Below are 23,055 nucleotides of genomic sequence, written 5' to 3'. Positions count from 1 at the left end.
GATTCTCAGATATCTTGGCAAAAATGCTGTCTTGTCAGACAAAGGAGGGACAGCATTGAAAAAACAGACACCTTGCCATATGATGCCGAGACTCAGGGGTGTGCAGTCGAATGAGGCAAAAAACGTCACGCTGGAAGATGAAGCCGTCGATATCAGGGTCGGTTCTGACCGCTTTTGATGGTACCATGTTGAGAAAAGAAGCAGAAAGGCAAAGGGGCAAAAACGTAACCTCTTGACTGGAAGGAGAGCAGAGATGGCTCATCAACTTCGAGTGACGCTCGAAATCGGACCCAAAGGCAAGAAGGTGGCGGCAGTGGCGCCGGATTGGCCCGGTCTCGAGCGTGGTGCGAAGACCGGCGAGGCCGCAGTTGAAAGGTTGCAAGCCTATCTTCCACGCTATGCCCAGGTGGCGAAGCTGGCTGGGATGGATGCAGCGTTTGCAGTTCTCACTACGGTTGACGTAGTCGAGCACTATCCGGGCATGGGCTCAACCGACTTCTGGGGCATCTCGTTCGCGTTCTCAAGCATCGATAGGCAAGACCTCTCAAGCGGAGAATTGGAACGGGAACTGGCCTTGATGCAGGCGTGTTGGGCGTTTTTCGATGACGTGCGTTTGCGCGTGTCGGCTCAGATGCGGAAGGGTCCGCGAGGGGGAGGGCGTGATCGGGATCACATCGTCAATCATACGATTGCCGTGGAGCAAAAGTGGGCACAGAAGGTCGGCGTGCTCACTCCCCAAGGGGCGATGCTGATCGACGAGAGTCTGCAAGCGCACCACAACGCCTATCGCAACGCCATTCGGGCGTTCCATGCTGAAGGCAAAATGGCGCGAACCTGGCCGCTGCGGTATCTGATTCGGCACACCGCATACCACACGCTAGATCACGCCTGGGAAATGGAAGACAAAGACCTGACCGTCGGCGTCAGGTAGGGTGTCAGCGTCTCACGCCACGTTCCCGCATCTCGCGCATCCCGACAAGGATGTATTTTCATCCTACGCTCAGGGTGCCGCGCCGCTCGACATTGTGCGCGAACCCGAACGCAAAGAACGTCTTGTTTGCACAAGACCAGATACTGGACAGACTTGGGCGGATGCCAAATTGCTACGGCGAGACGAAATAGGTATCATACGAGTGAAGCCATCAACAGCGTCTTTTCACCAAAGGAAGGAGCATTAGCAGATGTCGACACATTCACCCAAATGGCAGGCCCCGAAGCCAAAGAGTTCGGTCATACGGTGGCTGCTTGATTCTGACCCTTCGATCCGTTGGCAGGTGATGCGAGACCTGACCGATGCGCCCGACGAAGAGGTTGCGGCCGAGCGCGCAAGGGTCGCAACCGAGGGCGCCGGCGCGCGGTTGCTCGCCCTTCAGGCGCCCGACGGGCGGTGGGGCGGCGCGGCGTGGAGTCGCGGGTGGGACTCCACGATGCACGTCCTGTCGCTCCTGCGGGAGATGGGACTCGATCCCGAAAGCTCCGAGGCACGACGGGCGGTGGGCCTCGTTCGTGATCGCGTGACGTGGCAAGGATGCGGTCCACAGGAAGCGGACGACAACCCCTTCTTTGCCGGCGAGGTCGAGCCCTGCATCAACGGACAGGTGGCGGCAAGCGGTGCCTACTTCGGCCAGGATGTCCGGGGCATCATCGACCGACTGCTCGGCGAACAACTGGCCGATGGCGGCTGGAACTGCGAGGCGCCCAATGGCTCGATGCGATCGTCGTTCAACACCACGATCTGCGTGCTCGAAGCCCTGCTCGAATACGAACGAGCGGGCGGGGGCAGCCCGGCGCTGACCGCGGCCCGTCTCCGCGGGCAGGAGTACCTCCTGGAGCGCCACCTCTTCCGTCGGCGGTCAACCGGCGAGGTGATCGAGCGAGATCGCAAAGGCGACGCTGTGTGGACGCGTTTCGCCTTCCCGACCTGGTGGCACTACGACGTGCTGCGGGGGCTCGAATACCTGCGCCGCGCCGGTGTCACGCCCGATGAGCGCGTAGCCGAGGCGATCGACCTGGTCGTGTCGAAGCGCGACGGCGATGGCCGGTGGCCGCTCGAGACCCAGTACCCTGGTAAGATGCTGGTCGAGACGGACGAAAGGGAGGGCCAGCCGAGCCGGTGGATCACCCTGCGCGCCTTACGAGTGCTGGATTGGTATTTAGCACGAGACTAACGCAGATGCCACTGGGAGGAGGCTGGCAACGAGCTGGAATGGCTTGTTCATAGGGGTAGCGCTCATATAATAATTGGCAGAAGAATGCACGATGGCAACTCATTCAAGGAGTAGAATGATGGAGGTAGCGGGAGAGCCAGGGTTAGCGCTTGAAGCCCGTGTGGCACGGTGACCTCCTTACGTAGACGGCTCCCCACCCATCCGGGCTTCAAGGGTCTATGAAGCTTGTTGCAACAGCCAGGCAAGATTGCCGATCCAGTGTGAGCTGACGCTCGCCCCAATTGGTTGGGTTTCTCGCTGGTGAATTGGCCGAAGTTTGTACCAGGTAGCCTTCCTGGTTATGATCTGGGCGTACTTGACAGGCTATGCCTTTGCGTAAAAACTCTACAGCGGTTTGCACAAAGGTTGGACCTTGATCTACGTTTCACCAAGGATCGCCGCAAGCTCGCAGAATCAGAGGAGCAACGGGATGAGACCTGGGGAACGTTCGATCTGCGCACGCTGTTGATGGTTGATCCGCCCGACCACACTCGGTTGCGCCATCTCGTCTCCAAAGCCTTTACCCCGCGCATGATTGAGCACCAACGCCCGCATATCCAACAGATTACCGATGACCTGCTGGATGCCATCCAAGCGCAGGGAGCGATGGATCTCATCGCGGATTTTGTCTATCCACTGCCGCTCACCGTGATCTCTGATCTGCTGGGCATTCCCGTAGCAGACCGCCAGCAGTTCCGTGCATGGACGCGGGCCATGGTGGATCTCACAACAGAGAAAGAGCAGCGCACAAACGTGATTCAGCAGTTTCTTCTGAAAACGCCATAGCGTCGAGCCGTGCCATCATATGTAATATCAAATCCGTTTAAGCCGTGTCTCAAAGAGGGCCACCAATGAAATCCACGTTTCTGGGTTAAGACCACAATGTACACTATGCTATAGACCAAATTGATAAGACTCCCTCATGATCGCTAGATGCGAGAGTAGTGCTATCAGGAAACCAGACAAACGACCGAATCCACCAATGGCCGTGATGCCCATTAAACGTCACTACATGTTTTCCTGATTGTGCATCAATAATTTGCACAGTACAATCATCGCCAGATGAGGCAAGATATTTCGCATTAGGAGACCAGGCTACAGACCAGACATTTCCTAGAGGACTTGCGGCATGTCCACGATAAGTATAAACAGGTATGCCAGTGAACGCATTCCACACTTGCACTGTCTTGTCAGCAGATCCAGATGCAAGGTACCGACCATCAGGTGACCAAGCCACAGACCGAATCTCACTGCCGTGTCCTGAATAGGTAATGATGGTTTCTAGAGTATCCCACTTCCAAACATACACAACATCGTCGTATGAGCCTCCACTTGCTATATGTGTTCCATCAGATGACCAAGAGACTGCAAACACGGCATCCATATGCTCTTCATAAATTCCTCTTACTTGTCCAGTTTGAATATCCCAAATGTGTACAGTATGATCATAGCTTGCAGAGGCAATTCGTTCTCCATCAGGAGAACAAGCTAAACTTGAGATGGTCTCTCTATGCCCGTGATAAGAGAAAATAATCTTTTGTGCCAAAGTATCCAAAATATCTATCTGCCCACTCTCATATCCAACAACCAATCTTGTTCCATCAAGGGTCCAAATCAATGCGCAAATACTACTCTCATGTTCTTGATAGGTGGAAACTATTGCTCTATTCCCTCTATCCCAAATGTGTACCTCACATCCATCACCTCCGAAGGCAATATATCGCCCATCAGGAGAGCAAGCCAGTGCATAAATGGGCTGTCTATTAGGATCCAAAACTTGGTGTAGAAGACCGACCATTAAAGCCTCCTTGTAAATTGCAGGTTATCTAGGTCCACAATGGAATGTCGACCTTAGATAACCTGGTCTCTCATGAATCATGAGCGAAGAATGATGTCAAATCTGTTTAAGTAGTGTTTAGAGAAGCAGGCCACCAATGAAAGGAGGCGCGCCCGCGAATGCACTCAGGATGAGCTTGGAGCCAGCGACAGCGCTCGGCCTGAACCCGTTCCAGTTCGTCAAGCGAAGTGAAGACCCGATTGGCAAGTGGTTCATTGGAGAGAGGCCACAAGCGTTCTGCTGGTTGCAACTCTGGCGAATGCGCTGGCAAGAAGAGCAAGTGCAGACCTTCAGGAAGCACCAGATCGGCACTCTTGTGCCAGCCTGCCTGATCCAGGACCAGGAGCAGGTGCTTGTTCGGTCCCACTGCTTGTTCTTGGGCAAAAGCGGAGAGAACCAGGGAAAAGACCGTTGTGTTGACGGTAGGCATGAGTAACCAACTGGTCTTACCGCTCTCTGGCTCTACAAATCCGTAGAGGTACATCCACTGATAGCGAGGTCGCACCATTGCTCGCACTCTGGTCCCCTTTCGGGCCCAGACACGGCGTAGGATCGGTTTGAGACCGATGCGGTGTTCATCCTGACTCCACAGTTCAACTCTCGCCTCTGGATACGCTTGTTGGAGCTTTTCGACCTCCTCTGGGAGTTTTTTTAAAAGCTTGCTGTGTCGCTTCGTCGCTCTCGCGCATGCTGTGGGCGTGGCACGCGCGTGCTTCTGCCCAGCCGCTGCAAGTAATCCCAGCCGCGACGAGGGTCCACTTCGCGACCCAGGCGCTCTGCCATCCAAGCTGCGACTTTGGGGCCACTCCAGAGCCCCCCATCAGCAGGAGGCTGATCTAAAGCTTGATCCAGTTCTTTCTGCTGTTCGACGGTGAGCAAGCAGGGGGCACCTGGAAGGGTGAGCCTCTGATCTCGGATAGCGGCTTCGCCTCCATAATTGTAGCGTCCGACGACCGTCCGAATCCATCGAGCCGTGTAGCCAAGCATGGTCGCAATCTCGTTTGGGGTGTGGCCCTCCGTCATCAACCACAGAATATGCCAATGCGTCCGCTCAACAGCATCAGTAGTGCTTCGGTAACGCTCATGAAGCTCCTCGCTTGTCAGTTCCGTCTTCACTGTCACTCTTTTTGCCATGCCCACATTATACACGGCCTAAACGGATTTGATATAATACCAAATCCGACTGAAGAATGATCAAAAGCACTGTTGACCTTCCCCAAAAACGAAGTGCTAGAAGAACCTTATCTTGAAGAGGTTTCACTTTGAGAGGAGAAGAAGCCAGTGCCCAAATATGTCTGCATTGCTGCGCACATCAGTATTGATGAACTGGAGAATCGTTACCGAAAGGCAGCCTGCCCTGTCGAACGCAGTCACTTTCAGATCATCTGGCTGCTGGCTCAGGGGAAACGCGTCAGGGAGGTGACAGAGAGCACCGGCTACTGTGCTAACTGGATTCGGATACTTGCTCGTCGCTACAACCAAGGTGGGCCGCAGGTACTTGCCGATCAGCGGAAACAGAACGCAGGCGCTCCAGCTCTTCTTTCCAGCGGACAAAAGCATCAGTTACGCCAATTGCTTGAGCAAATCTCTCCTGATGGTGGATTGTGGACTGGCCCTGATCGGCGCATCATCCAGGGTCAGGGATGGTGCCGGCTGGCATAGCAGTCAGACGCTGGTGATTCCTGACGGCATCCATCTGGTGTTTCTGCCACCTTACTCACCAGAGTTGCAGCCCTGCGAGCGCCTTTGGCCACTCTCCAATGAGGCTATCGCCAATCGTCACTTCAAGATGCTGGATGAACTGCAAGAAGTGCAAGCTGCGCGCTGTGTCACCCTTCAAAACGATCCAGCATATCTACGTCGCGCTACACTTTTCCACTGGTGGCCTACTACGTTCGCGATGCTGAGGTGACTTCCTTACCCTCCGAGCGAGGTGCCTGGTGGAGCAATGCGTGCCTGGTATGTATGTGCAAGAAGGGCAAGATGGGAGAAGTTTTCTTCTTTCCAAGGCGGTAGAATAGGTGCGTGGCATCTTGTAAGCACGCCTGTCATTACACAAAAATCGAGGAGTTTTTGCTCATGACAACGCCATCCAATATGAACCATCCAGCAGGAAAATACGCTCCTGTCAACGGGATCAATCTTTACTATGAGCTTCATGGCACGGGCTCGCCGTTAATCATGCTGCATGGTGGTTTTGGAACCTTTGATATGTTCGCCGCTCTTTCTCCCGCGCTCACTCAGAACCACCAGGTCATCGGAGTCGATTTGTACGGGCACGGGCGTACAGCCCTCACCGATCGCCCTTTCCTATTTGAGCATATGGCCGATGACATCGTGGGTCTGATAGAGCATCTCGGACTCGCAACAGCCGATCTTCTTGGCTACTCTCTTGGGGGCATCGTGGCGCTCCAGACCGCCATTCGCCATCCAGAACGCGTCAACAAACTCGTCGTGATCTCTATTCCCTTCAAACGAACCGGCTGGTATCCCGAAATTCTAGCAGGCATGGCAGCCATCGATCCCGAATCCCTCGTTGGGACTCCCATGTACGAAGCCTATATGCGTGTCGCACCAAAGCCAGAAGATTTTTTCCGCTTTGTCGCCACCATGAGGGAAGCCATGAGTCGGGATTATGATTGGAGAGACAGTGTTTCCGCCTTGAAAACTCCAACCTTAATTATCGCTGGCGACTCGGATTCATTTCCTCCCTCGCACGCCGCCGAGTTTTTCCACCTCCTTGGCGGTGGCTTGAAGGATGCCGGTTGGAGTGGTGAAAACCTCATCCCCTCACAACTCGCCATCTTGCCTGGCGCTACCCATTACAACATTGTCGACCAACCTGATCTGCTGCTCCCAGTTCTTTCTCCTTTTCTTGGCGGAAGGCAAGCACAGGAATAGTTGAGCAGCCGCACCTCTCCTCTCATAAGAAATTGAGAAACCATCGGGCGAGGATTTTGACGCAACTCCTCGCCATTTGATCTGTACTGACCCCAAAACCTTGATAGCCGTGATTTACAAAAGAGATGGGACGGTGCGCTGGGAACAGCCTCCACTCCCTTTTTTGATCACCCATTACCCGGAGATGGTATAAGCGCGTGCTTTAGCAGCGCAGCTCCCACAGTACCACACTGCTATGAAATATTGACTTGTGCAGTGGGCTCAGTACCTCCATTTCGCGACGCATACTATCAGCACGAGATGCCCCGTACGTTATTCTACCTGACGTATCTATCTTTCACATGCTGAGAAAATTACAGTTGTTTCACAGATGTGAAACGCTTTGCGCACGAATACACTCAGAAGAGGAAGAGCTTTCTCAAAAGCAAGCACAGAAGAGACGTGTGAGAGTCGTTGACTCAGCCAAATTTCGCGTCTCGACGACGGTCGCGGCCGCATTAGTGGAGGTTGAGCCTGATTGGGTATTGCGGCTAAACCTTCGTTTGTTGCATCCCACATTCAAACTTCTTGTATGCCTGTCCCATTATCAAGCAAGCAAAGGCTTCCTCGACAATGGGATAGCCGCATACTCATGCATGTGCGCCTGCAATGACTGGACCAAGAGTCAATCGAGGTTGAGTATTGAGAAACGCTCCCATACGCTCTACCTGCCCATCGAGTTCGTGGCGTTGAATTGCGGTGAGTTGGTCAAATGGTTCTACGGTAATATCAAGCCAGCGGCCAGAGCGCCGTTGATGCCAGACCCCTGCGACAATTCCATTGATGAGGAGCACCGGGTAGTTTCCCGCCTGTCCACTCGGAGTCAAAGCACGTTGGGCGGCTTGTCCGGGAAAGAGCAGCTCCCGCGATTGGCTGCCGACAATATAGGCGTCGAAGTAGGGAAGGAGCCGGACGCTTTGAAGCGAACTGGACGGGAAGGCGGTATCTCCAGCCACCACCCATGCCAGACTGCCGTTGACTGAAACTTCCTCAAGTTCATCAGAAAGAGCGTTGAATAGCTCCCTTGCCCAACTCCGTGGGGCGTTCAGCCACTGTGCGAAGTGCTGAGGTGTGGCTGGCCCATAGGCAGAGAGATAGCTCTTGAGCAGCCAAACGAGCGCTCTTCGTTCTTCCAGGGGAGCAAATGCTGGGAGAAACCTTCGCGGACTGGTGTAGGTGACTTTGGTACCTCGATTGGGGCCAAAGCACAGCGCGCCGCGAAAGCCAGCCTGAGCTAGAGCCATGCGCCAGCGAGGCCACATATCGTTGAAAGCAGGCATGACCCGCTCGCCAGCCCAGGGGCCGGTGGCAGCAATCACCGCATCGCTCAGTTCGTCAATGGTTAACTCGGTATCGACAAGCGCGGCAGCAATGGCCTTGATGACCTCATCGGTTTGCTCGGGAGTAAGTCGTACCTCTTTGCGATGACCGTTGTGGGACGGAGGTATCGCTGAAAGCGCACCAGCCCATAGAGGCAGATCTTGTGTCGCGAGCAGGTGAACCGTGCCGCGTGGGCCGAATGTTTTGACCAAGCTATGTTCGGTCCACAGGGCATCTTTGACCTCTGTCGAGGTGAGAGAGGTACCTCGTAGCCCGATGGACCAGAAGGCCGCAGATACTACCTGAGCGTGCGCTCCACAGAGCGCTCTCACGATATCTGCTGGTCGAGCGCTCTGTGAGGGGATGTCGAGCCCTTGGCGAACTAGTCTACGAGCAGTCACCTGGCTCCATGAGAGGGAGAGTTCCCCTGTTGTTGATCGCATCATCGAGAGGCACCCATGTGGCTTTCGGCTTCGCTTCGGTGCTTCATCTCCTGATCAAGAGATGCTTGAAAAGAGCGCATCGCTTCGCGATACTGCGGCTCTGCGGCACGTTTTGCCATTTCCTCAAGGGTGAGGTTTTCCAGGCGGGTCTGAATCCACCACAAATGACCAAAGGGGTCGCGGACGCGTCCCACGCGGTCGCCAAAGGCCAGGGTAGTCATCTCGGAGACCGCGGTCGCTCCAGCAGCAAGCGCTTGCTGATACACGGCATCCCCATCGGGGACGTAGAGGCGCAGGAAGCAAGGAGTAACAGGCCATCCCTCTTGCGCATCAAAGGCCATAACGATGCTGTCGCCAATTTTGGCTTCGGCATGACCGATGGTGCCATCCTCGTTGTAGACCCGTCCCAATTCCTGCGCGCCAAATGCTTTGCTTATGAAATCAAGGAGCTGAGCCGTGTCTCGTGAAATGATCCACGGCGTCACGCTATGATAGCCATCAGGGATTGGTTGCACGTTCTTTGGTAGTGTCGTCATATTGTACTCCTTCTATATTGTCTCGATAGAGACAGTATATCCTCAAAGGAGGTCAGAATCGACCCTTCTTTGGGGATATCTATTAAAAGGCTGGTGGCGAAGGAAAAGCGCGCAACCACTGAGGGATAGCCCAATCGTCGTTGAGCAGATCCGTTTGCAGGGTGACCTTGGCGGCGGCATTCGACTGACACCAGTTCATAGCTCATTTCTGCGCACGAAGACTGACAAGTTGCAAAATCGACCGCAGCCTGTTGAAAAAGTCCGAATTAGCTCATCATTTTACAGGTGGCGTGTAAAATCTGAGCGTGAATAGTAGTGTAATTGTCAGGTATACTCATCCATCGGAGGGTTTTTCAACAGGCTGGTCCGTTTGTTGAGATCGTCAAGCGCTCGAAACGTTCAGGATCTTACTCCCAATTTCATGCACCTTATAACCTGTTGCATTGGCAGGAATGTGCACCTCGCATCGATACGCGGAGAGGCCTCCTTTCAGCAGCGAACTGACAGGGCAAGCTAACTTCGACATGATGCGAGCCCTCTGCTGATGAGAGCAAAACAGAAGAAGTTTTTCGGTTTTTCCTGCCCTATACTAGGGTTATCTGTGCAATAGCTGTCCCCTCTGAAAGGAAAAGGAGAAAACCGGATGACAGATGAATTTACTCATGCACAAGAGAAGACACCTCCGTCTCAGCCAAACCCTGCACTCAAATCTCTTGAAGGATTGGTTGGCGATTGGACAATGGAACTTTCCAATGCATCTTTTCTTCCTCACCCATCCGATACAGCAAAAGGATCAATCTCTTTCGAATGGGTGCAGAACGGAGCTTTTTTGCTGATGCGCATGGGCGACAAACCACCAAGCGCGCCCGCTGCCCTTTGGCTCATCGGTCGAGATGAATCGGCTCCAAACTATACCGTGCTCTACTATGACTCGCGAAGCGTTTCGAGGATCTATGGGATGAGCTTCTCGGAAGGTGTGTGGAAGATGTGGAGAGAAGCCCCAGGATTCTGGCAGCGCTATGAGGGCACAGTAAACCAGAACGGCAAAACGATCACTGCCTGCTGGGAGAAATCACGTGATGGTTCCACGTGGGAGCACGACTTCGATGTCACGTATACGAAGCTCAGCTAGACAATTTTCTGTGTGATTCGCCTTCCTCATCTTGTGAGAAATGATAGGATGAGGGAGGCTGATGCGTCAATCGTACTCAGGTTGATGGAATCTTGCACGGTTTTGCCCATTGGGACTGAATTCTCCTTTTCAACAATCCTCTGCCCATAGGCCTTCTGGGCGCGCAAAAAAACTTGCCGCACCCGATGAGCCAGTGAATGGAAATGTATATGAACAGGAACCTTGTCGTTCCTGGAATGGTATCGTGATTAACGCAGGTAGTAGGTCAGGACCACATCTCGTCGGTTATGCCCAATCGCTCGTGAGACGGCCAGGATGGCCTGCTCGTCGAGAATGCCGCGTGGAAGCCGACCAGCGGAAGGTGGAAGGGGCAGTCCCGAGAGTTCTCGATAGAGTGTCTGCGCATACTGCCGCCGGTAGGCATGGATATCGAGGTGACTGGAGATATGGGGAAAGACCTTTTCTTCCTCGTTCCTGCCTTGCACCAGGCTGAGCACGGTTGCTTCTTGCCCTAATATGACCGGGACCTGGCGCACTTTTCCGCCCTTCCCCTGCACATGAATTACGACATGTCCATCTGGCTGCTCCTGAATGTGTGCAACGTGCAGCATTCTCACTTCGTGCCGCCGTAATCCGGTTACGCGAAGGAAGGCCAGGAGGGGCTACCAGTGCTCAGGTTGAAAGTGGGGTGAGGGCTACTCCTCATGTACGGGAGACTGACGAGAACGATGAATCTCTTCCCGGTGGCGTGGTGGGAGTGGAACTTCCCAGTCACACGACCTGAAACACCTGAAGAGCAAAATGAAGGAAATCGACGTGTATTCCCCTATGCCCATAGTCTTGAGGGTTGTAAGTTGCAAGGAAATGACTATCGGGAGACCAGGCCAATCGCTCGGAAGCCCTGGGTGCCTGATAAGAGAAAAGCGCTTTTCCGTTTTGAGCATCCCAGAATTGGATGGTCGAGCCTTCTCCCAAGGTTTCGTCTGCAGAAGAGCCACCAGCAATATTCCCCGCAGCCAGATAGCGCCCATTCGGCGACCAGGAGCAGCCAGTCAACCGCCCCTCAAAGTGCTGGCAGGTAAAAAGACGTTGACCTGTGCGGGCATCACAGACCTGCACCACAGAGGTGCTTTGCTCGTCGATCAACATGGCCAGGCGTGTGCCATCGCTAGACCAGACCAGAGACTCACTGATTTGAGTAATACCACGACTCAGCCCATCTACATCATGTTGGGAGAAATTCAGCGCAGCGGTTTGGAAAAGGCGCTTGCCGGTATGCGCATCCAGCATCTCCATCTGCTCGTTAAATGTCCACAAGGCCAACGTGGTTCCATCAGGAGACCATTGTACGGAGACTCCTCGTCCATTAGAAATGGGAGATGTCCACAGGCGGGAACCCTCTGTCACATCCCAGACCTGAACAAACCCGCCAGTGCAGATCACGGCAAGGCGTGTGTTATCTGGTGACCAGGCGAGAGTCGTGACGGCAAAATCTCCTGTCTGCCCTGGCCCAGGGGAAGAACCTTGAACATTCCAGTCCTTGATCAGGCGGTTCTTCTGAATATCCCAGATCTGCACGATGGTATTCGTACTGCTATCGTAGTGCAAACTCTCGCCGATGTCCTGGCAGAGAGCAAAAGAGGCCCCACTGGGGGCAAGGGCACTAGGATAAGAGGTGTTGCCAAGGTGTCCAACTGGCGGAGACTTCCAGATTTGCTTCCGACTCGGGAGATCCCAGACTACTGCTCGAAACTGATCAAGCGAGCCACCACTGTTACTCTTTCCAACCTCAGCAACATACCTTTACCCATGGCTTCTCTGGTTCCGCCTTTACTCTGCAACCAGACGGGACGCTGCGGTGCCTTGCCAACCATCCGCTCTATCCCCAGGAGCGGCGCCCCGAGCGCGCGGTCTCTCCAGATGCGTGCAACAGGCGAGCCTGGATAAGCCCCCCCGAGGTAAATATATGGACTGCCTCCTCCGGCATTGTCCTCAAAGCCAGCTCATTGCGTTCATAGGAAAGCTGAGCAAGGCTATGATAGACCCATGAGGTGAAGAAAGGGTCCATGTTCCCGGTGGCCAGAAATTGTTGCCGGGATAACTCCTGGTCATGCTCAATGAAGGACAGGGCCTGATGATAGTAGTGGGAGGCCTGCTGGAGTTCGCCTTTTTCCAGGCAGATACCTCCCAGGTAGAGGAACGTCGAAAACACGTTCACAACAGAATTGATGCGCTTTGAGAGTTCGAGGCTTTCCACGAGCGATGGCCAGGCTCCATCAACCTCACCTGCAAGAAAGGCCTCTAACGCGTTCGCCAACAGATTGTCGGGATAGAGGACACTTTCCCTGGAAAGATGGGGCCGCGCCTGGTACGCTAACGTGAGTGCCCGCGGGAAATCCTCTTGATAGAAGGCCAACTCGGCGTGGAGTTCTAACGCATCCCCCAATTGCTCCCATTGCCCTTGTACCTCAAAGCCCTGCTCTGCCCACTGGAGAAGCTGCTCAGAACGTTCCTGGACGGCTGGTGAACGTCGATCAACCGTAAACATGGTCGCGAGCACAAAGAGGGAACACAGCTCTGGTTGGGTTCGCACTACCTCCCTGGCAATTGTTCCAACCAGGAGCGCAGCAGATGATACTCATTCCGAAAGCTGTTGGGAGCCACAAAGCGCTTGATCAATGTCGTTGTATGGGAAAAATCTTCGCTCCGGAGAGCCGCTTCAATCGCTTCTGGCAGCATCTGTTGTTGCTCATACCACTGACTGGCTTTGCGGTGAAGCCCTTGCACAGCAGCAGTCCCTCCGAGGCGACGAGGTGCCTCGTGTTGCATGGCCTGCGCCCAGAGCGCGTGATAGCGGTACCACTGCCGACTCTCGTTGAGGGGTTGGAGGAAGAGATTGGCTCGTTCTACCTGGTCCAGCAAGCGATCACTATCCTCTCTGCCCCGAATGGCATTGCAAAGAGAGGCGTTCAATTGGGTGAGCACGCTGGTTTGCAACAAAAAATGTTGCATGTCTTCCGGCAGACCAGAGAGCACCTCTTCGCGCAGATAATCGAGCAGGAAACGCTGGCTGCCACTGAGCAGGTGCACTGAAGCCGAGAGGTCCGTCTGTTTCTGGAGGAAGAGGGCGGCCAGTTGAAGGCTGGCAATCCAGCCCTCGGTGCGCGCTTCCAACAGCGTGATGTCGGCCTCCGAGAGGGCCAGTCCCATGCGCTGCGTGAGAAAGCGCTGCGTTTCTTCCCGCGTAAAGCGCAGATCGGTATCGCGGATCTCGACCAGGTGCCCGCGCACCCGCAAGCGAGAGAGAGGCAGAGAGCAGGGTCAGTGGGCGAGACAGCGCGGTCTCCAGAGCCGAGAGCAGACGCTCCCGTCCCACGAGAGCGGCAGGAAGAGGGGGAGGAACCAGCCTGGTCAGCACCATCAGCATGTCGGGATCATCGAAGGAGTCACCAGGCTCAACGAGGCGAGAAGGGGTCTCGTTACCAGCAGGGAAGAGCTGCAAGGAAACAGGCCTCGCCTCCAGCACGCGCGAGGGGAACGACGACGGCTTCTGCTGGTCCTCGTGGAGATCCTGTGCCATCTCCTCTAAACGAACCAGGATCACGGTCGCATCGGTTCCCAGATAGCGCTTCCGGGTCTGGCCGGAATGGGTGTGATAGGCATACCAGTAGCCATTCCCACGAGACCGACCCTCTTTGAGGACATTCAAATGACTATGTTGGCCCTGAAAGGAAAAGGAGGCATGCGTCGCCAACCAGGCCCTCCACACGCTTCCTTGTCTTCTGGAAGCATGGGCAGTGGTGGCTGGTTGAGGGTATGCAAAAAATAGCACTGGTTCTCGGGAGACCAGAGCAGAGCATGAGCGGCTGGCTTTGGCATGGCGTCCTTTCTTCTCCACAACTCCACAATGAACGTCTTCCTCAACTCCCCAACAGGGTGAGTATAGCAAAGGGGAGACGAGCCTGCAAGCGTGCGCCATCCGCTCCAGCTTCGTCTGTCCAGACGGTTCAATGACGCGTCAAGCGAATGGTTCAAAATCGATCGTTTTTGACATGCCTTCTTTCCTTCTCGAAACCATACGGCTCTCTGCTCATTGCACAGTGCCAAAACGTATGGCAGAGTCAACGTGTCAATTGATCGGTATTTTCATGAGTTCTGACACGAAAGTGAGGGAATGATGTATATCGGTTATGTCCGGGTTTCCAAATAGGAACAGAATGAGGCGCTTCAGATCGATGCCTTGAAGAAAGCGGGATGCAAGAAATGGTTCCTTGATAAAATCACTGGCTCTAAATTTGAGCGTAAGGGATTAGATGAGGCGCTGGCCTATCTGCGACCAGGTGATATGCTGGTCGTCTAGAGATTGGACCGAGTAGGTCGCTCACTCAAGCATCTGATCGAATTCCTCAACACGCTCAAGGAGCGGGAAATCGACTTTGTGAGCATCACGGAGAAGATCGATACCACCACTCCAGGCGGGAAACTGATTTTTCACATGATGGGCGCGCTCGCTGAGTTCGAGCGGGATCTGATCCGGGAACGCACCAAGGCCGGATTAGACCGTGTTTTGGAATGCGCGGCGGTAATGCTGCATGGCCAAAAGAGCAAGATAGGAGAAGTTTTTGCTTTGTAAGATGGTAGGATATCTTGCATGCAATTGGGGAGCGGAAGACCTTTGTGTGCAAGACTGATAGCGAGAGCAGACGACCCATGTTGGCAGAAACACAGTCGTTCCGTTCTGGGGGAGTTCTGCTTCAGTCTCAAAGAGAGGGACTGGAGGAGCCTTTCGGCTCCCATGAAATTGGCAAGGAGAACCATTTATGAAATTTCTTCTCACCTCGGGTGGCATCACCAACACCAGTATCCATGACGCGCTGGTAGCGCTCCTGGGCAAACCGATCGCTGAGTCCAGCGCCCTGTACATTCCCACCGCGCTGCACGCCAACACCAATGGTTCGTCCATGGTCGCCCGCCTGATCCGCGGAGAGACCAACACCGCTCCATTCCCTGACGGATACACCTCCATGTGCGAATTGGGGTGGAAGTCGTTGGGCTTGCTGGAGCTCACCGCGTTGCCCAGTATCGGTGAAGAGCGTTGGCTCCCGCTGGTCCAGGAGACGGATGTCCTGCTGGTGGAAGGCGGCGATCCCATGTATCTGTGCTACTGGATGCGGCAATCCGGACTGGCCGATCTCTTGCCGGAGCTGCCGCGCGAGATGGTCTATGTGGGACTGAGCGCCGGGAGCATGGTGATGGCCCCCAGCATCGGGGAGGACTTCGTCCGCTGGAAGCCGCCCACCGGTGGCGATAGAACGCTGGGACTGGTTGATTTTGCGATCTTTCCGCATCTGGATTACCCTTCTATGCCAGACAATTCCATGGCCAACGCTGAAAAATGGGCCGCCAGCATGCCGGTGCCGACATACTTGATTGACGATCAAACCGCTATACAAGTGGTTGATGGCGTCGTCAACGTCATCTCCGAGGGTCATTGGAAGCAGTCGGCGCCCTAATACTACTCTGTTAGTTTGTAACTGACGAGCTATATCGAGAGCCAATATGAGCACGAAATATCTCGGCAGTGCTCAGCTTCGATTGTTTGCTACAAGCTCACAGACACGAAACTACCAAAGTAGTACTAGAGTATCGGTCAAGTAACAGTAACAACAGGTGACAAGCCAGCAATCACGACGGCCAAAACGTGCTGGGCCATCACGTCTTTCGTGATGGTCTGGTCTCCACGGCTCCATTGCACTGCGGGACCGAAGATGGCCCAACTGATGATCAGCGCCGTGGTTTCTACTATTTCCTGGTAGACGGGCACCGACGATGGGACCTGGTTCAGCCAGTGCAGAAGGACCTCCTGGAGTTCTTGCTGCAAAGCGACCTCGAAGAACGGCACAAACTGCCTATCGGCTGGCTTGAGGTGATACTGCCAGAGGGCAAGAAAATCGAACACGGCGAGAATAAGCAGGCGCAAGGTGCTCATCTGCAAGGTGGATGTGGCGGGAAGCTGGCTCTCCAACGCATGGTGAAACTTCTCGCGCATCCAGACCTCTAAGAGAGCATATTTGTCTTCAAAGTGAGCATAAAAGGTGGCCCGGTTGACCGTTGCGTGTTCTGTGATATCTTGCACTGAGATAGAGTGAATGTTGTGTCGTTCTTCAAGCAATGAGATGAACGCTTGCAGCAACAACTGACGGGTCCTTTTGACCCGTGGATCATTCTCATGAGCCGGTGTGGTCATGTTCCCTCCTTACCCTGGTAAAGGTCCTCGTAATCCCCCTCTGAAATGCAACAGTTGCCCTCTGGTGTTGTCTAAACAACGATCCGGTCTGTTTGCTGATTGCTTTCAGTTCAGAGACAGCTTACTATTCCTCCTGTGTAGTATACACGAATGTGTTGCTTAGATAACAGCGTTGTCTATCCGACATACTTCTGTTCACTCGAGAAATGCGGCAGCCATCAGATGCAGGGGTACCTGTTCCGGCAGGGCGTGTTCGCCGCAGCGAGAGCACACAAAGATGGAGGAAGGACTATCTCAATGCAAGCAATAGTCATCACACGATCTCTCTCCTGGAGGTGGTTTTCATGATCGTCATTACAACTCCCACTGGCCTGATCGGCCATCAAGTTCTTCACAACCTGCTCAATAGCGACGAGCCGATCCGCGTGATCGTGCGCGATCCCTCCCGTCTGTCCCCGCGCGAGCGCGAGCGCGTCGAAGTCGTGCAGGGATCGCACGGCGACCTCGATGTCGTCAGCAGGGCGTTCGCAGGCGCAGACAGCGTGTTCTGGCTTGTGCCCCCGGACCCCCACGCCGAGAGCGTCGAGGCCGCCTATGTGGGCTTCAGCCGACCGGCGTGTGACGCCTTCAAGAGCCAGGGTATCAAGCGGGTGGTCGGCGTCTCGGCCTTCGGTCGTGGGGCAGCAGTGTCCGGGAAAGCTGGCAATGTCACCGCATCGCTGGCTATGGACGACCTGATCGCAAGCACGGGGGTCAGTTACCGTGCGCTGGCAATGCCTCCTTTCATGGATAACCTGCTCCGTCAAGTCGAGTCGATCAAGAACCAGGGCATGTTCTTCGACATGATATCCGGGGACCTCAAACAGCCAACCTGTGCTACCCGAGACATCGCCAGCGTTGCCGCCAGGCTGCTGCTCGATCACACCTGGAGCGGAGTCGCAAGTGTCCCGGTGCTCGGCCCTGAGGACCTCTCCTACAACGACATGGCGCAGATCATGTCCGAGGTATTGGGCAGGCCAGTGCGCTTCCAGCAGATCCCTGGTGAAGCCCTGAAGGCCACGCTGACCAGATATGGGAGGTCCGAGGCTATGGCGCAAGCCCTGGTCGATATGATGGCGGCCTACGATCAGGGACTCGCCACCGCCGAGCCGCGCACCCCCGAGTCCACCACTCCTACGAGCTTCCGCCAATGGTGCGAGGAAGTGCTTAAGCCAGCCGTCCGGTTCTGTCAGATCTGAGATCACAGAAAAGCGTACCGGACTCATGAGAATTGTTTATCACTGCATCACTGGCTTATGAGGTTGCTTATAGCAGCGTCTGGAGGGCTCCCAGACGCTGGAGGAAAACCTGTCGTTGTTTCAGGAGAGAGACCACCTCTCCGGTAGTGCGGCGAGGACGAAGATAGTTGCGCAACTCATCGAAAGCACAACAAAAGCGTGCCGCCGCTTCAACGGTTCCAAAGCCGCGCATAGGATAATACCGTTGTTTGATACCACGGTGATCTTGCTCCAGACGGTTATGAAGATACTTATTGGTCCGATGCAACACATCATGACCCATCGTCTCGTGGATGGCTCGCGGGTAGGACGTGTGACCATCAGTCGTCACTTGATCAGGGACAAAGCCAACCACTGCAACTGCTTGCTGGAAAAACCGTTTGGCTGCCGCCATATTCCGTTTCTCGCTCAACATGGAATCCACCAAATTGCCATCGTGACCAATTGCCCGATACACATAACACCATTTGCCATGCGCTTTCAAGTAGGTCTCATCTACATACCAGGAGGTTCCTGCTTGTCCCCGGCGTTTTGCCCGCAGTTGTTTGGTAATGAGAGGAGCAAATCGTGCTTCCCACTCTCTGACCGTTTCATGTGTGAATGTAAAACCTCGCGCCAAAAACATTTCAGCCACGTCACACAGGCTCAGTTTGTAGCGTAGCCGCCACAAGACCGCAAGCAGGACAACGTCGGTAGGAAATTCAAGAGAGTTAAAAGGCGTGCCAGTTCGTTCGTTGAAAATGTGCTGACAGTTTGGACAGAAGAACGTTGCATAACCAAGTTTCGTTTTCTTTGTTCGTTCCCTGGTGCTCGTTGCGGCGCAGTGGGGGCAGTTCATGAGTCACGTTCCTCGTTCTGTCAGAATGGTAAGATCAGCATACCAGAAATATGAGCTCTGTGCCAAAATCTGGTTTGAGTTCTGGCAGAACCGGAGAGCAACGCAACATCTCCATCCAGAGATGCTTTCTTTCCATTTCTGCCCCGAGGAGGAGGAAGAGTTGAGTAGTTCGGTTTTCTTCAGAAGTTATCTGGTTATTTGGAAAACTCAGCATATCTACTGGAAAGCGAGAAAAAAGCATGCCCCCATACGATTTTGATGCCTTGTGGGACTACCAGCATCCCGACCAGACAGAGGCAACGTTTCGCCAGTTGCTTGCCCAAGCAGAGCACACCCGCGACCGCTCCTATCATCTGCAACTGCTCACGCAAGTTGCACGCACGCAAGGACTTCAGAGAAAATTTACAGAGGCACACACTACCCTGGACTGCGTGAAGGATCAGTTGCATCCAGAACTGGTGGTGCCAACCATTCGCTATCTTCTGGAGCGAGGGCGAGTCTTCAACTCTTCAGGTTACCCCGGCGAGGCGCAGATCTGGTTTCAGCAAGCCTGGGAACTTGCCCGAGTCCACAAACAAGCCACTTTTTTTGCAGTGGATGCCGCCCACATGCTGGCCATCGTGGCTAGTTCCTTCGAGGATAAAACCACCTGGAACCAGGCCGCCCTCCATTCTGCTCTCGCCTCGTCCGACGAGCAAGCACGTGGGTGGTGCGGTTCCTTGTATAACAACCTGGGGTGGGCCTATCACGACCAGGGAGCATATCAACGCGCTCTGGAATTCTTTCAGCAGGCTCTGGCCTGGCAGCGGGAGCATGGGACGGCACGCAAGAGACGGATTGCCCGGTGGTGTGTGGGCCGAGCGCTGCGTTCCTTGCAACGCACAGCAGAAGCACTTGCTTTGCAACAGGAACTGCTTGCCGAATGGGAAAAGAGCGAAGAGGAACAGGATGGATATGTCTCTGAGGAGATCGCGGAATGTCTGCTCATCTTAGGCCGGGCAGCAGAGAGCCGAGCGTACTTCGCCCGGGCCTATACGTTGCTGAGTCAGGATATCTGGTTGGTAGCCCAGGAGAACGAACGATTACAACGGTTAAAGCAATTGAGTCAGGCATCAGAAGAAACTAGCAGTTCCCAATAACCAGAGCCTTCCATCATTGACACACAAGGCCACACAAAAGCTCTGATACGCTTCTGGAAGCAAGGCGTGCGTGGCCTTGTTTCCCATTTCCCGGTGAGAACTGCTCATGGCCAATCTTTTAGTAGGAAGCGGCCAAGCTTTTCAGTAATTCGCAACGCACTTACGTTCACGGTCCTGGTGGATGTAACCCACCATTAGGAGAAAGAATACGATTGCATGGTTTCGCGCACTCGATCCAGCCACTCGCCTATCAAGGCATTGAAGAGCTGAGGCTGCTCAATTGGTAAATTATGACCGGCGCGGTCCAAGACCGCGAATGTTGCGTGGGGATAGTTTTCCAGAATGCGCCAGGCATCGCGGTACCCTGCAACATGATCTTGCCTCCCTGTAAGAAGCACGACTGGTCTAGGAAAAGGGCGTGGAAGCTTCCCAACATCAAATGAGCAACTATACCGCTGACTGATTTCCTGAAGGAACGCTTCATCGGCAATTTTCGCCCCCTTGAGAATCTCATCTCGAAAACGTTCCCAATGATATTGATCCTGCACCACAGCCATCGAAGTAAATTCTTCTGCATCGGCAGGATCGAGCTGAGCCAAAAGAACTGGGTCTTCAACCATCACCGTGCGCGGTGGAAGATCGCGTCGGGATCGTTCCATAATAACGCCAGAGCAAATGAGCGCCATCCCTGCAACCTGCTCAAACTTGTGGTGGACTACTCCCTGGCTCAGATATCCCCCATAGGATTCGCCCACGAGAAGAAACGGTTGCCCAGGAATGACAGCGTCGATAAAATTGACGACAACATCGAGCATGTCATCCGTACTCTTGAGAGACTCCTTGCCGGGCGTTTGCCCCATACCAGGTAGATCCAGATAGAGACGTTGCCATCCTTGCAGCTGGGAAAAAAGCGGTTCCAGGCAGCCCTTCATCTGTCGATGATCACAAGAGAATCCGTGAAGCAAAATGATAGGAGTACCTGTTCCATAGACTTCATAAAAGAGAGGAACACCTCGAACGATGCATTCCATAAGCGAACACTTCCTTTTTCTTGTTGCTGACGACGAATATCTTGCGGCTGAAGTTAGCTTCTCTTCAAGCGAAGCCCCTCTCAGTATATATTGCCGGTTTGCCGCACGCATTTCATTATTGTTTGCACTCCTCTACGAAGAGCTAGCTTGCATGATATACAAAATAGCCCTTACAACAAGAGCGATAAGGGCTATTTTGCTTTTCTAGAGCGTGTAAATCCTAGCTATAATCTGACTCAGGCAGCGCAACGGACCAGTAGACTACGTGGTTTAGCGCATCAGGCTCGCCTTTGATCAGGTGCAGGGCACTTTCATCAATTGGGTGCCAACCCGGTAGGAAAGGGCCTTGTCCAGCTGCCAGGTCATCTGGCAAGGCAGTGTAGGGGCCTGACAAAGTCCCATTTTCGTCTTCGCTGGTCGAGCCTGCCTTGAAATCCCGGGCGAGCAATGACACCAGGATCTGGCTGTGCTGATAATACGCGTACCAGGCATGCAATAAGGCCACCCACTGTAAAGTGCCTTCGTCCTGAGCAGAGATGCTCTTCCTTCCCCCTTCACTTCAGGTATTCTTCCCAATCGGGTCAATTACAGATGAGCGAGAGAATAGGTAGGCGGCTCTGCCTCTCAGCCACGCCTTTGCTTAGTGATATATACTATAGCCAAAGCTTTTTGTCCACAGAGCACTTTTTCTTGAACGAGCCTACATTGGCATGCCACATAGATGTGGAGGAGTAACAAGATGAAACCCAGCATTGATCAGACTATCTTTGGCTCAATTACCATCGAAGGAACCGTCTTCGCGCACGATGTGATGATCAGGCAGAGTGGCCAGGTAAAAAAGCGGAAGAAAAAATTATCTAAGGCCCTCTATGGGACATCGCACATACTTTCTCAAGACGAGGCGAAATACATCTATGAAAAAGGGACGAAACGGCTCATCATTGGCACGGGACAGTTTGGCAATGTCAGACTTTCTGATGAGGCAACTGAGTATTTCCAGCAAAAACAATGCCAGGTGGATTTGTTGCCCACACCCCAGGCAATCCAAACCTGGAATGAGGCCACCGGCACAGTCATCGGTCTGTTCCATGTCACCTGTTAAGTACAAAGCGCTTTTTTCAATAATAGCTGTGTGTAAGGAAGCTCCCGTAGGCAACGTTCGACTCGTTGTCGGCCTAGTCCTACAGTTGTAGATGACGAGCGAGGGTGTATTGACGCTTGTAATGGTGCTGCCAGTTCGATATGTGCCCATACGAAGAGGCGTGGGCCTTTGCTGCCTGCGCCTGCACTCAATACCTGCCAATCTCCTCTCGCGAGAGCCTGGACGAGCTGATCCACTCGTTGGCGAACGCCTTGCACTTCCACCTGCTCTTTGCAGGTTACCGCCAAGGCCTATGCCTGTCGGCGCTCCTCTAGAGCCATCCGCAGGGACCGGGCGCTGCCATAGACGGTATCGCCTGTGACCCAGGCGACGGGAAGACCTGAATCCAGGGTTCGTTCGAGCATGCGTTGCGCTAGCTCCGGTTCGGTCGCAAACGTCACTGAATCTGGCACATGAGCTTCTTGACGGCGTTTCTGATCATCTGCCCAGTTTTTCGGCACATACAATTCCCGGTCCAATAAGGCATGTCCACGTGCGCTCGTGTAGGAAAGAAACACGCCGATCTGACAACTCTCGATCCGTCCCGCCGTGCCACTGTACTGCCGTTGCACTCCGACCGATTTGCTCCTCTTTTTGAGAAAGCCCGTCTCGTCGATGACCACGACTGCTTTAGGCGTCGAAAGTTTCTCCGAGACATGGGCACACAACGCATCTCGAACCCCATCGCAATCCCACTTTGCTCGATCCAAAAGATGCTGGATAGCATAGGGAGTGGCTTCTCCCACCGCTTCCGCTACTTGCCATCCATTTTTACGTTCCATCATCCCCATCAATCCCTGTACATAGACAATCGCCCGCTGATGCGATTCTGGCCGCGCAAAAGCATGTCTGATCTTGCTGCCCCAGTTCATTGAATGCAGTGGCCCAAATCTCTTCAGGTAAGGCAGAGGCACGGGCTGAAGGAGCATGAAGAGGCATGAAGGCATCTCCTACCGAGACAGAAATC

Annotated in this window: 24 protein-coding genes and 2 pseudogenes; 12 read left to right on the top strand and 14 right to left on the bottom strand. The window is 54.0% G+C overall.

The genetic code is table 11. From position 1 onward, the window contains the following. The first annotated feature begins 55 nt into the window (after positions 1–55). The 4 genes from KTE_RS49010 to KTE_RS29300 all read left to right on the top strand — a co-directional run bounded on the left by KTE_RS49010 (position 56) and on the right by KTE_RS29300 (position 2,993). Positions 56–178 carry a hypothetical protein gene (locus KTE_RS49010; RefSeq protein ID WP_255552999.1) on the top strand — a complete coding sequence of 41 codons (123 nt, stop codon included), beginning with the start codon at positions 56–58 and terminating at the stop codon, positions 176–178. Positions 179–253: 75 nt separating this feature from the next. Then, positions 254–931, top strand: coding sequence for a hypothetical protein (locus KTE_RS29310; protein WP_201387687.1), 678 nt, complete (start codon positions 254–256; stop codon positions 929–931). 250 nt (positions 932–1,181) lie between these two features. Next, the gene (locus tag KTE_RS29305; protein ID WP_201387685.1) at positions 1,182–2,168 is read left to right on the top strand and encodes a hypothetical protein; all 987 of its coding nucleotides are present in this window, start codon (positions 1,182–1,184) and stop codon (positions 2,166–2,168) included. Between the two features lie 405 nt (positions 2,169–2,573). After that, a complete protein-coding gene (locus KTE_RS29300) occupies positions 2,574–2,993 on the top strand; it encodes a cytochrome P450 (RefSeq protein WP_201387684.1) in 420 nt (139 codons plus the stop codon). 103 nt (positions 2,994–3,096) lie between these two features. Here the strand turns inward: KTE_RS29300 and KTE_RS29295 are convergent, their stop codons facing one another. The 3 genes from KTE_RS29295 to KTE_RS29285 all read right to left on the bottom strand — a co-directional run bounded on the left by KTE_RS29295 (position 3,097) and on the right by KTE_RS29285 (position 5,160). Continuing rightward, positions 3,097–4,005, bottom strand: a complete 909-nt coding sequence (locus tag KTE_RS29295; protein ID WP_201387682.1) for a WD40 repeat domain-containing protein — start codon at positions 4,003–4,005, stop codon at positions 3,097–3,099. A gap of 106 nt (positions 4,006–4,111) precedes the next feature. Continuing rightward, positions 4,112–4,786 carry an IS630 family transposase gene (locus KTE_RS29290; RefSeq protein WP_236600877.1) on the bottom strand — a complete coding sequence of 225 codons (675 nt, stop codon included), beginning with the start codon at positions 4,784–4,786 and terminating at the stop codon, positions 4,112–4,114. Beyond that, positions 4,696–5,160, bottom strand: coding sequence for a winged helix-turn-helix domain-containing protein (locus tag KTE_RS29285; protein ID WP_201387680.1), 465 nt, complete (start codon positions 5,158–5,160; stop codon positions 4,696–4,698). The genes KTE_RS29290 and KTE_RS29285 overlap by 91 nt, the downstream gene beginning before the upstream one ends. A 165-nt stretch (positions 5,161–5,325) precedes the next feature. Here KTE_RS29285 and KTE_RS29280 point away from each other — a divergent pair. Together KTE_RS29280 and KTE_RS29275 are read left to right on the top strand one after the other, a co-directional pair. Then, positions 5,326–5,956 (top strand): annotated as a pseudogene (locus KTE_RS29280) (transposase). Between the two features lie 167 nt (positions 5,957–6,123). Continuing rightward, positions 6,124–6,945: an alpha/beta fold hydrolase gene (locus tag KTE_RS29275; protein ID WP_201387678.1), complete on the top strand. Its 822-nt coding sequence runs from the start codon at positions 6,124–6,126 to the stop codon at positions 6,943–6,945. 629 nt (positions 6,946–7,574) lie between these two features. On the opposite strand, the gene KTE_RS29270 is transcribed toward KTE_RS29275, so the two are convergent. Both KTE_RS29270 and KTE_RS29265 read right to left on the bottom strand, forming a co-directional pair. Beyond that, entirely contained in the window at positions 7,575–8,750 is a 1,176-nt protein-coding gene (locus KTE_RS29270) for a winged helix DNA-binding domain-containing protein (RefSeq protein WP_201387676.1), read from the bottom strand. Then, positions 8,747–9,283: a VOC family protein gene (locus KTE_RS29265; protein WP_201387674.1), complete on the bottom strand. Its 537-nt coding sequence runs from the start codon at positions 9,281–9,283 to the stop codon at positions 8,747–8,749. Before KTE_RS29265 ends, KTE_RS29270 begins: the two co-directional genes overlap by 4 nt. A gap of 643 nt (positions 9,284–9,926) precedes the next feature. On the opposite strand from KTE_RS29265, the gene KTE_RS29260 reads away from it, so the two are divergent. Then, positions 9,927–10,415, top strand: coding sequence for a DUF1579 family protein (locus KTE_RS29260; RefSeq protein WP_201387673.1), 489 nt, complete (start codon positions 9,927–9,929; stop codon positions 10,413–10,415). 248 nt (positions 10,416–10,663) lie between these two features. Here KTE_RS29260 and KTE_RS29255 read toward each other — a convergent pair whose 3' ends face one another. The 4 genes from KTE_RS29255 to KTE_RS29240 form a co-directional block, all read right to left on the bottom strand. After that, positions 10,664–11,026 carry a hypothetical protein gene (locus KTE_RS29255; RefSeq protein WP_201387671.1) on the bottom strand — a complete coding sequence of 121 codons (363 nt, stop codon included), beginning with the start codon at positions 11,024–11,026 and terminating at the stop codon, positions 10,664–10,666. Positions 11,027–11,186: 160 nt separating this feature from the next. Further along, a complete protein-coding gene (locus KTE_RS29250) occupies positions 11,187–12,023 on the bottom strand; it encodes a WD40 repeat domain-containing protein (protein WP_201387669.1) in 837 nt (278 codons plus the stop codon). A gap of 271 nt (positions 12,024–12,294) precedes the next feature. Continuing rightward, positions 12,295–13,008, bottom strand: coding sequence for a hypothetical protein (locus tag KTE_RS29245; RefSeq protein ID WP_201387666.1), 714 nt, complete (start codon positions 13,006–13,008; stop codon positions 12,295–12,297). Continuing rightward, a complete protein-coding gene (locus KTE_RS29240) occupies positions 13,008–13,712 on the bottom strand; it encodes a hypothetical protein (RefSeq protein WP_201387665.1) in 705 nt (234 codons plus the stop codon). Before KTE_RS29240 ends, KTE_RS29245 begins: the two co-directional genes overlap by 1 nt. Before the next feature lie 877 nt (positions 13,713–14,589). Between KTE_RS29240 and KTE_RS29235 the strand changes: the two are divergent. Together KTE_RS29235 and KTE_RS29230 are read left to right on the top strand one after the other, a co-directional pair. Next, positions 14,590–14,973 (top strand): annotated as a pseudogene (locus KTE_RS29235) (recombinase family protein); the annotation flags it as partial. Between the two features lie 262 nt (positions 14,974–15,235). After that, complete coding sequence (locus KTE_RS29230; protein ID WP_201387663.1) at positions 15,236–15,928, top strand: Type 1 glutamine amidotransferase-like domain-containing protein; 693 nt, start codon at positions 15,236–15,238, stop codon at positions 15,926–15,928. Positions 15,929–16,065: 137 nt separating this feature from the next. Here KTE_RS29230 and KTE_RS29225 read toward each other — a convergent pair whose 3' ends face one another. Beyond that, positions 16,066–16,662: a TetR/AcrR family transcriptional regulator gene (locus tag KTE_RS29225; protein WP_201387661.1), complete on the bottom strand. Its 597-nt coding sequence runs from the start codon at positions 16,660–16,662 to the stop codon at positions 16,066–16,068. A 344-nt stretch (positions 16,663–17,006) separates the two neighbouring features. Here KTE_RS29225 and KTE_RS29220 point away from each other — a divergent pair, with 344 nt between their 5' ends. Further along, positions 17,007–17,900, top strand: a complete 894-nt coding sequence (locus KTE_RS29220) for an NAD(P)H-binding protein (RefSeq protein ID WP_201391013.1) — start codon at positions 17,007–17,009, stop codon at positions 17,898–17,900. A 67-nt stretch (positions 17,901–17,967) separates the two neighbouring features. Here KTE_RS29220 and KTE_RS29215 read toward each other — a convergent pair whose 3' ends face one another. Beyond that, positions 17,968–18,777, bottom strand: a complete 810-nt coding sequence (locus KTE_RS29215) for an IS6 family transposase (RefSeq protein ID WP_201387659.1) — start codon at positions 18,775–18,777, stop codon at positions 17,968–17,970. A 239-nt stretch (positions 18,778–19,016) separates the two neighbouring features. Here KTE_RS29215 and KTE_RS29210 point away from each other — a divergent pair, with 239 nt between their 5' ends. Then, positions 19,017–19,916 (top strand): M48 family metallopeptidase, encoded by a 900-nt coding sequence (locus tag KTE_RS29210; RefSeq protein WP_201387658.1) that lies wholly within the window; start codon positions 19,017–19,019, stop codon positions 19,914–19,916. A gap of 194 nt (positions 19,917–20,110) precedes the next feature. On the opposite strand, the gene KTE_RS29205 is transcribed toward KTE_RS29210, so the two are convergent. Further along, positions 20,111–20,947 (bottom strand): alpha/beta fold hydrolase, encoded by an 837-nt coding sequence (locus tag KTE_RS29205; RefSeq protein WP_201387656.1) that lies wholly within the window; start codon positions 20,945–20,947, stop codon positions 20,111–20,113. A gap of 220 nt (positions 20,948–21,167) precedes the next feature. After that, entirely contained in the window at positions 21,168–21,452 is a 285-nt protein-coding gene (locus KTE_RS29200; RefSeq protein WP_201387654.1) for a hypothetical protein, read from the bottom strand. A 234-nt stretch (positions 21,453–21,686) separates the two neighbouring features. On the opposite strand from KTE_RS29200, the gene KTE_RS29195 reads away from it, so the two are divergent. Further along, a complete protein-coding gene (locus tag KTE_RS29195) occupies positions 21,687–22,049 on the top strand; it encodes an MTH938/NDUFAF3 family protein (RefSeq protein WP_201372533.1) in 363 nt (120 codons plus the stop codon). 290 nt (positions 22,050–22,339) lie between these two features. On the opposite strand, the gene KTE_RS29190 is transcribed toward KTE_RS29195, so the two are convergent. Then, positions 22,340–22,873 carry an IS701 family transposase gene (locus tag KTE_RS29190; RefSeq protein WP_236600725.1) on the bottom strand — a complete coding sequence of 178 codons (534 nt, stop codon included), beginning with the start codon at positions 22,871–22,873 and terminating at the stop codon, positions 22,340–22,342. Between the last annotated feature and the right edge of the window lie 182 nt (positions 22,874–23,055).

It is taken from the genome of Ktedonobacter sp. SOSP1-85, assembly GCF_016587415.1.
Lineage (GTDB): Bacteria > Chloroflexota > Ktedonobacteria > Ktedonobacterales > Ktedonobacteraceae > Ktedonobacter.
Note: the sequence above shows the minus strand (reverse complement) of the source record. Positions and strands in the feature narration are given on the sequence as shown.

Bases quoted from the DNA above. Each gene is read 5' to 3' on its own strand.
- KTE_RS29190 (WP_236600725.1), bottom strand. From the start codon at position 22,873: ATGATGGAACGTAAAAATGGATGGCAAGTAGCGGAAGCGGTGGGAGAA.
- KTE_RS29295 (WP_201387682.1), bottom strand. From the start codon at position 4,005: ATGGTCGGTCTTCTACACCAAGTTTTGGATCCTAATAGACAGCCCATT.
- KTE_RS29275 (WP_201387678.1), top strand. From the start codon at position 6,124: ATGACAACGCCATCCAATATGAACCATCCAGCAGGAAAATACGCTCCT.
- KTE_RS29205 (WP_201387656.1), bottom strand. From the start codon at position 20,947: ATGGAATGCATCGTTCGAGGTGTTCCTCTCTTTTATGAAGTCTATGGA.
- KTE_RS29220 (WP_201391013.1), top strand. From the start codon at position 17,007: ATGATCGTCATTACAACTCCCACTGGCCTGATCGGCCATCAAGTTCTT.
- KTE_RS29255 (WP_201387671.1), bottom strand. From the start codon at position 11,026: ATGCTGCACGTTGCACACATTCAGGAGCAGCCAGATGGACATGTCGTA.
- KTE_RS29215 (WP_201387659.1), bottom strand. From the start codon at position 18,777: ATGAACTGCCCCCACTGCGCCGCAACGAGCACCAGGGAACGAACAAAG.
- KTE_RS29230 (WP_201387663.1), top strand. From the start codon at position 15,236: ATGAAATTTCTTCTCACCTCGGGTGGCATCACCAACACCAGTATCCAT.
- KTE_RS29195 (WP_201372533.1), top strand. From the start codon at position 21,687: ATGAAACCCAGCATTGATCAGACTATCTTTGGCTCAATTACCATCGAA.
- KTE_RS29265 (WP_201387674.1), bottom strand. From the start codon at position 9,283: ATGACGACACTACCAAAGAACGTGCAACCAATCCCTGATGGCTATCAT.
- KTE_RS29210 (WP_201387658.1), top strand. From the start codon at position 19,017: ATGCCCCCATACGATTTTGATGCCTTGTGGGACTACCAGCATCCCGAC.
- KTE_RS29310 (WP_201387687.1), top strand. From the start codon at position 254: ATGGCTCATCAACTTCGAGTGACGCTCGAAATCGGACCCAAAGGCAAG.
- KTE_RS29260 (WP_201387673.1), top strand. From the start codon at position 9,927: ATGACAGATGAATTTACTCATGCACAAGAGAAGACACCTCCGTCTCAG.
- KTE_RS29225 (WP_201387661.1), bottom strand. From the start codon at position 16,662: ATGACCACACCGGCTCATGAGAATGATCCACGGGTCAAAAGGACCCGT.
- KTE_RS29305 (WP_201387685.1), top strand. From the start codon at position 1,182: ATGTCGACACATTCACCCAAATGGCAGGCCCCGAAGCCAAAGAGTTCG.
- KTE_RS29270 (WP_201387676.1), bottom strand. From the start codon at position 8,750: ATGATGCGATCAACAACAGGGGAACTCTCCCTCTCATGGAGCCAGGTG.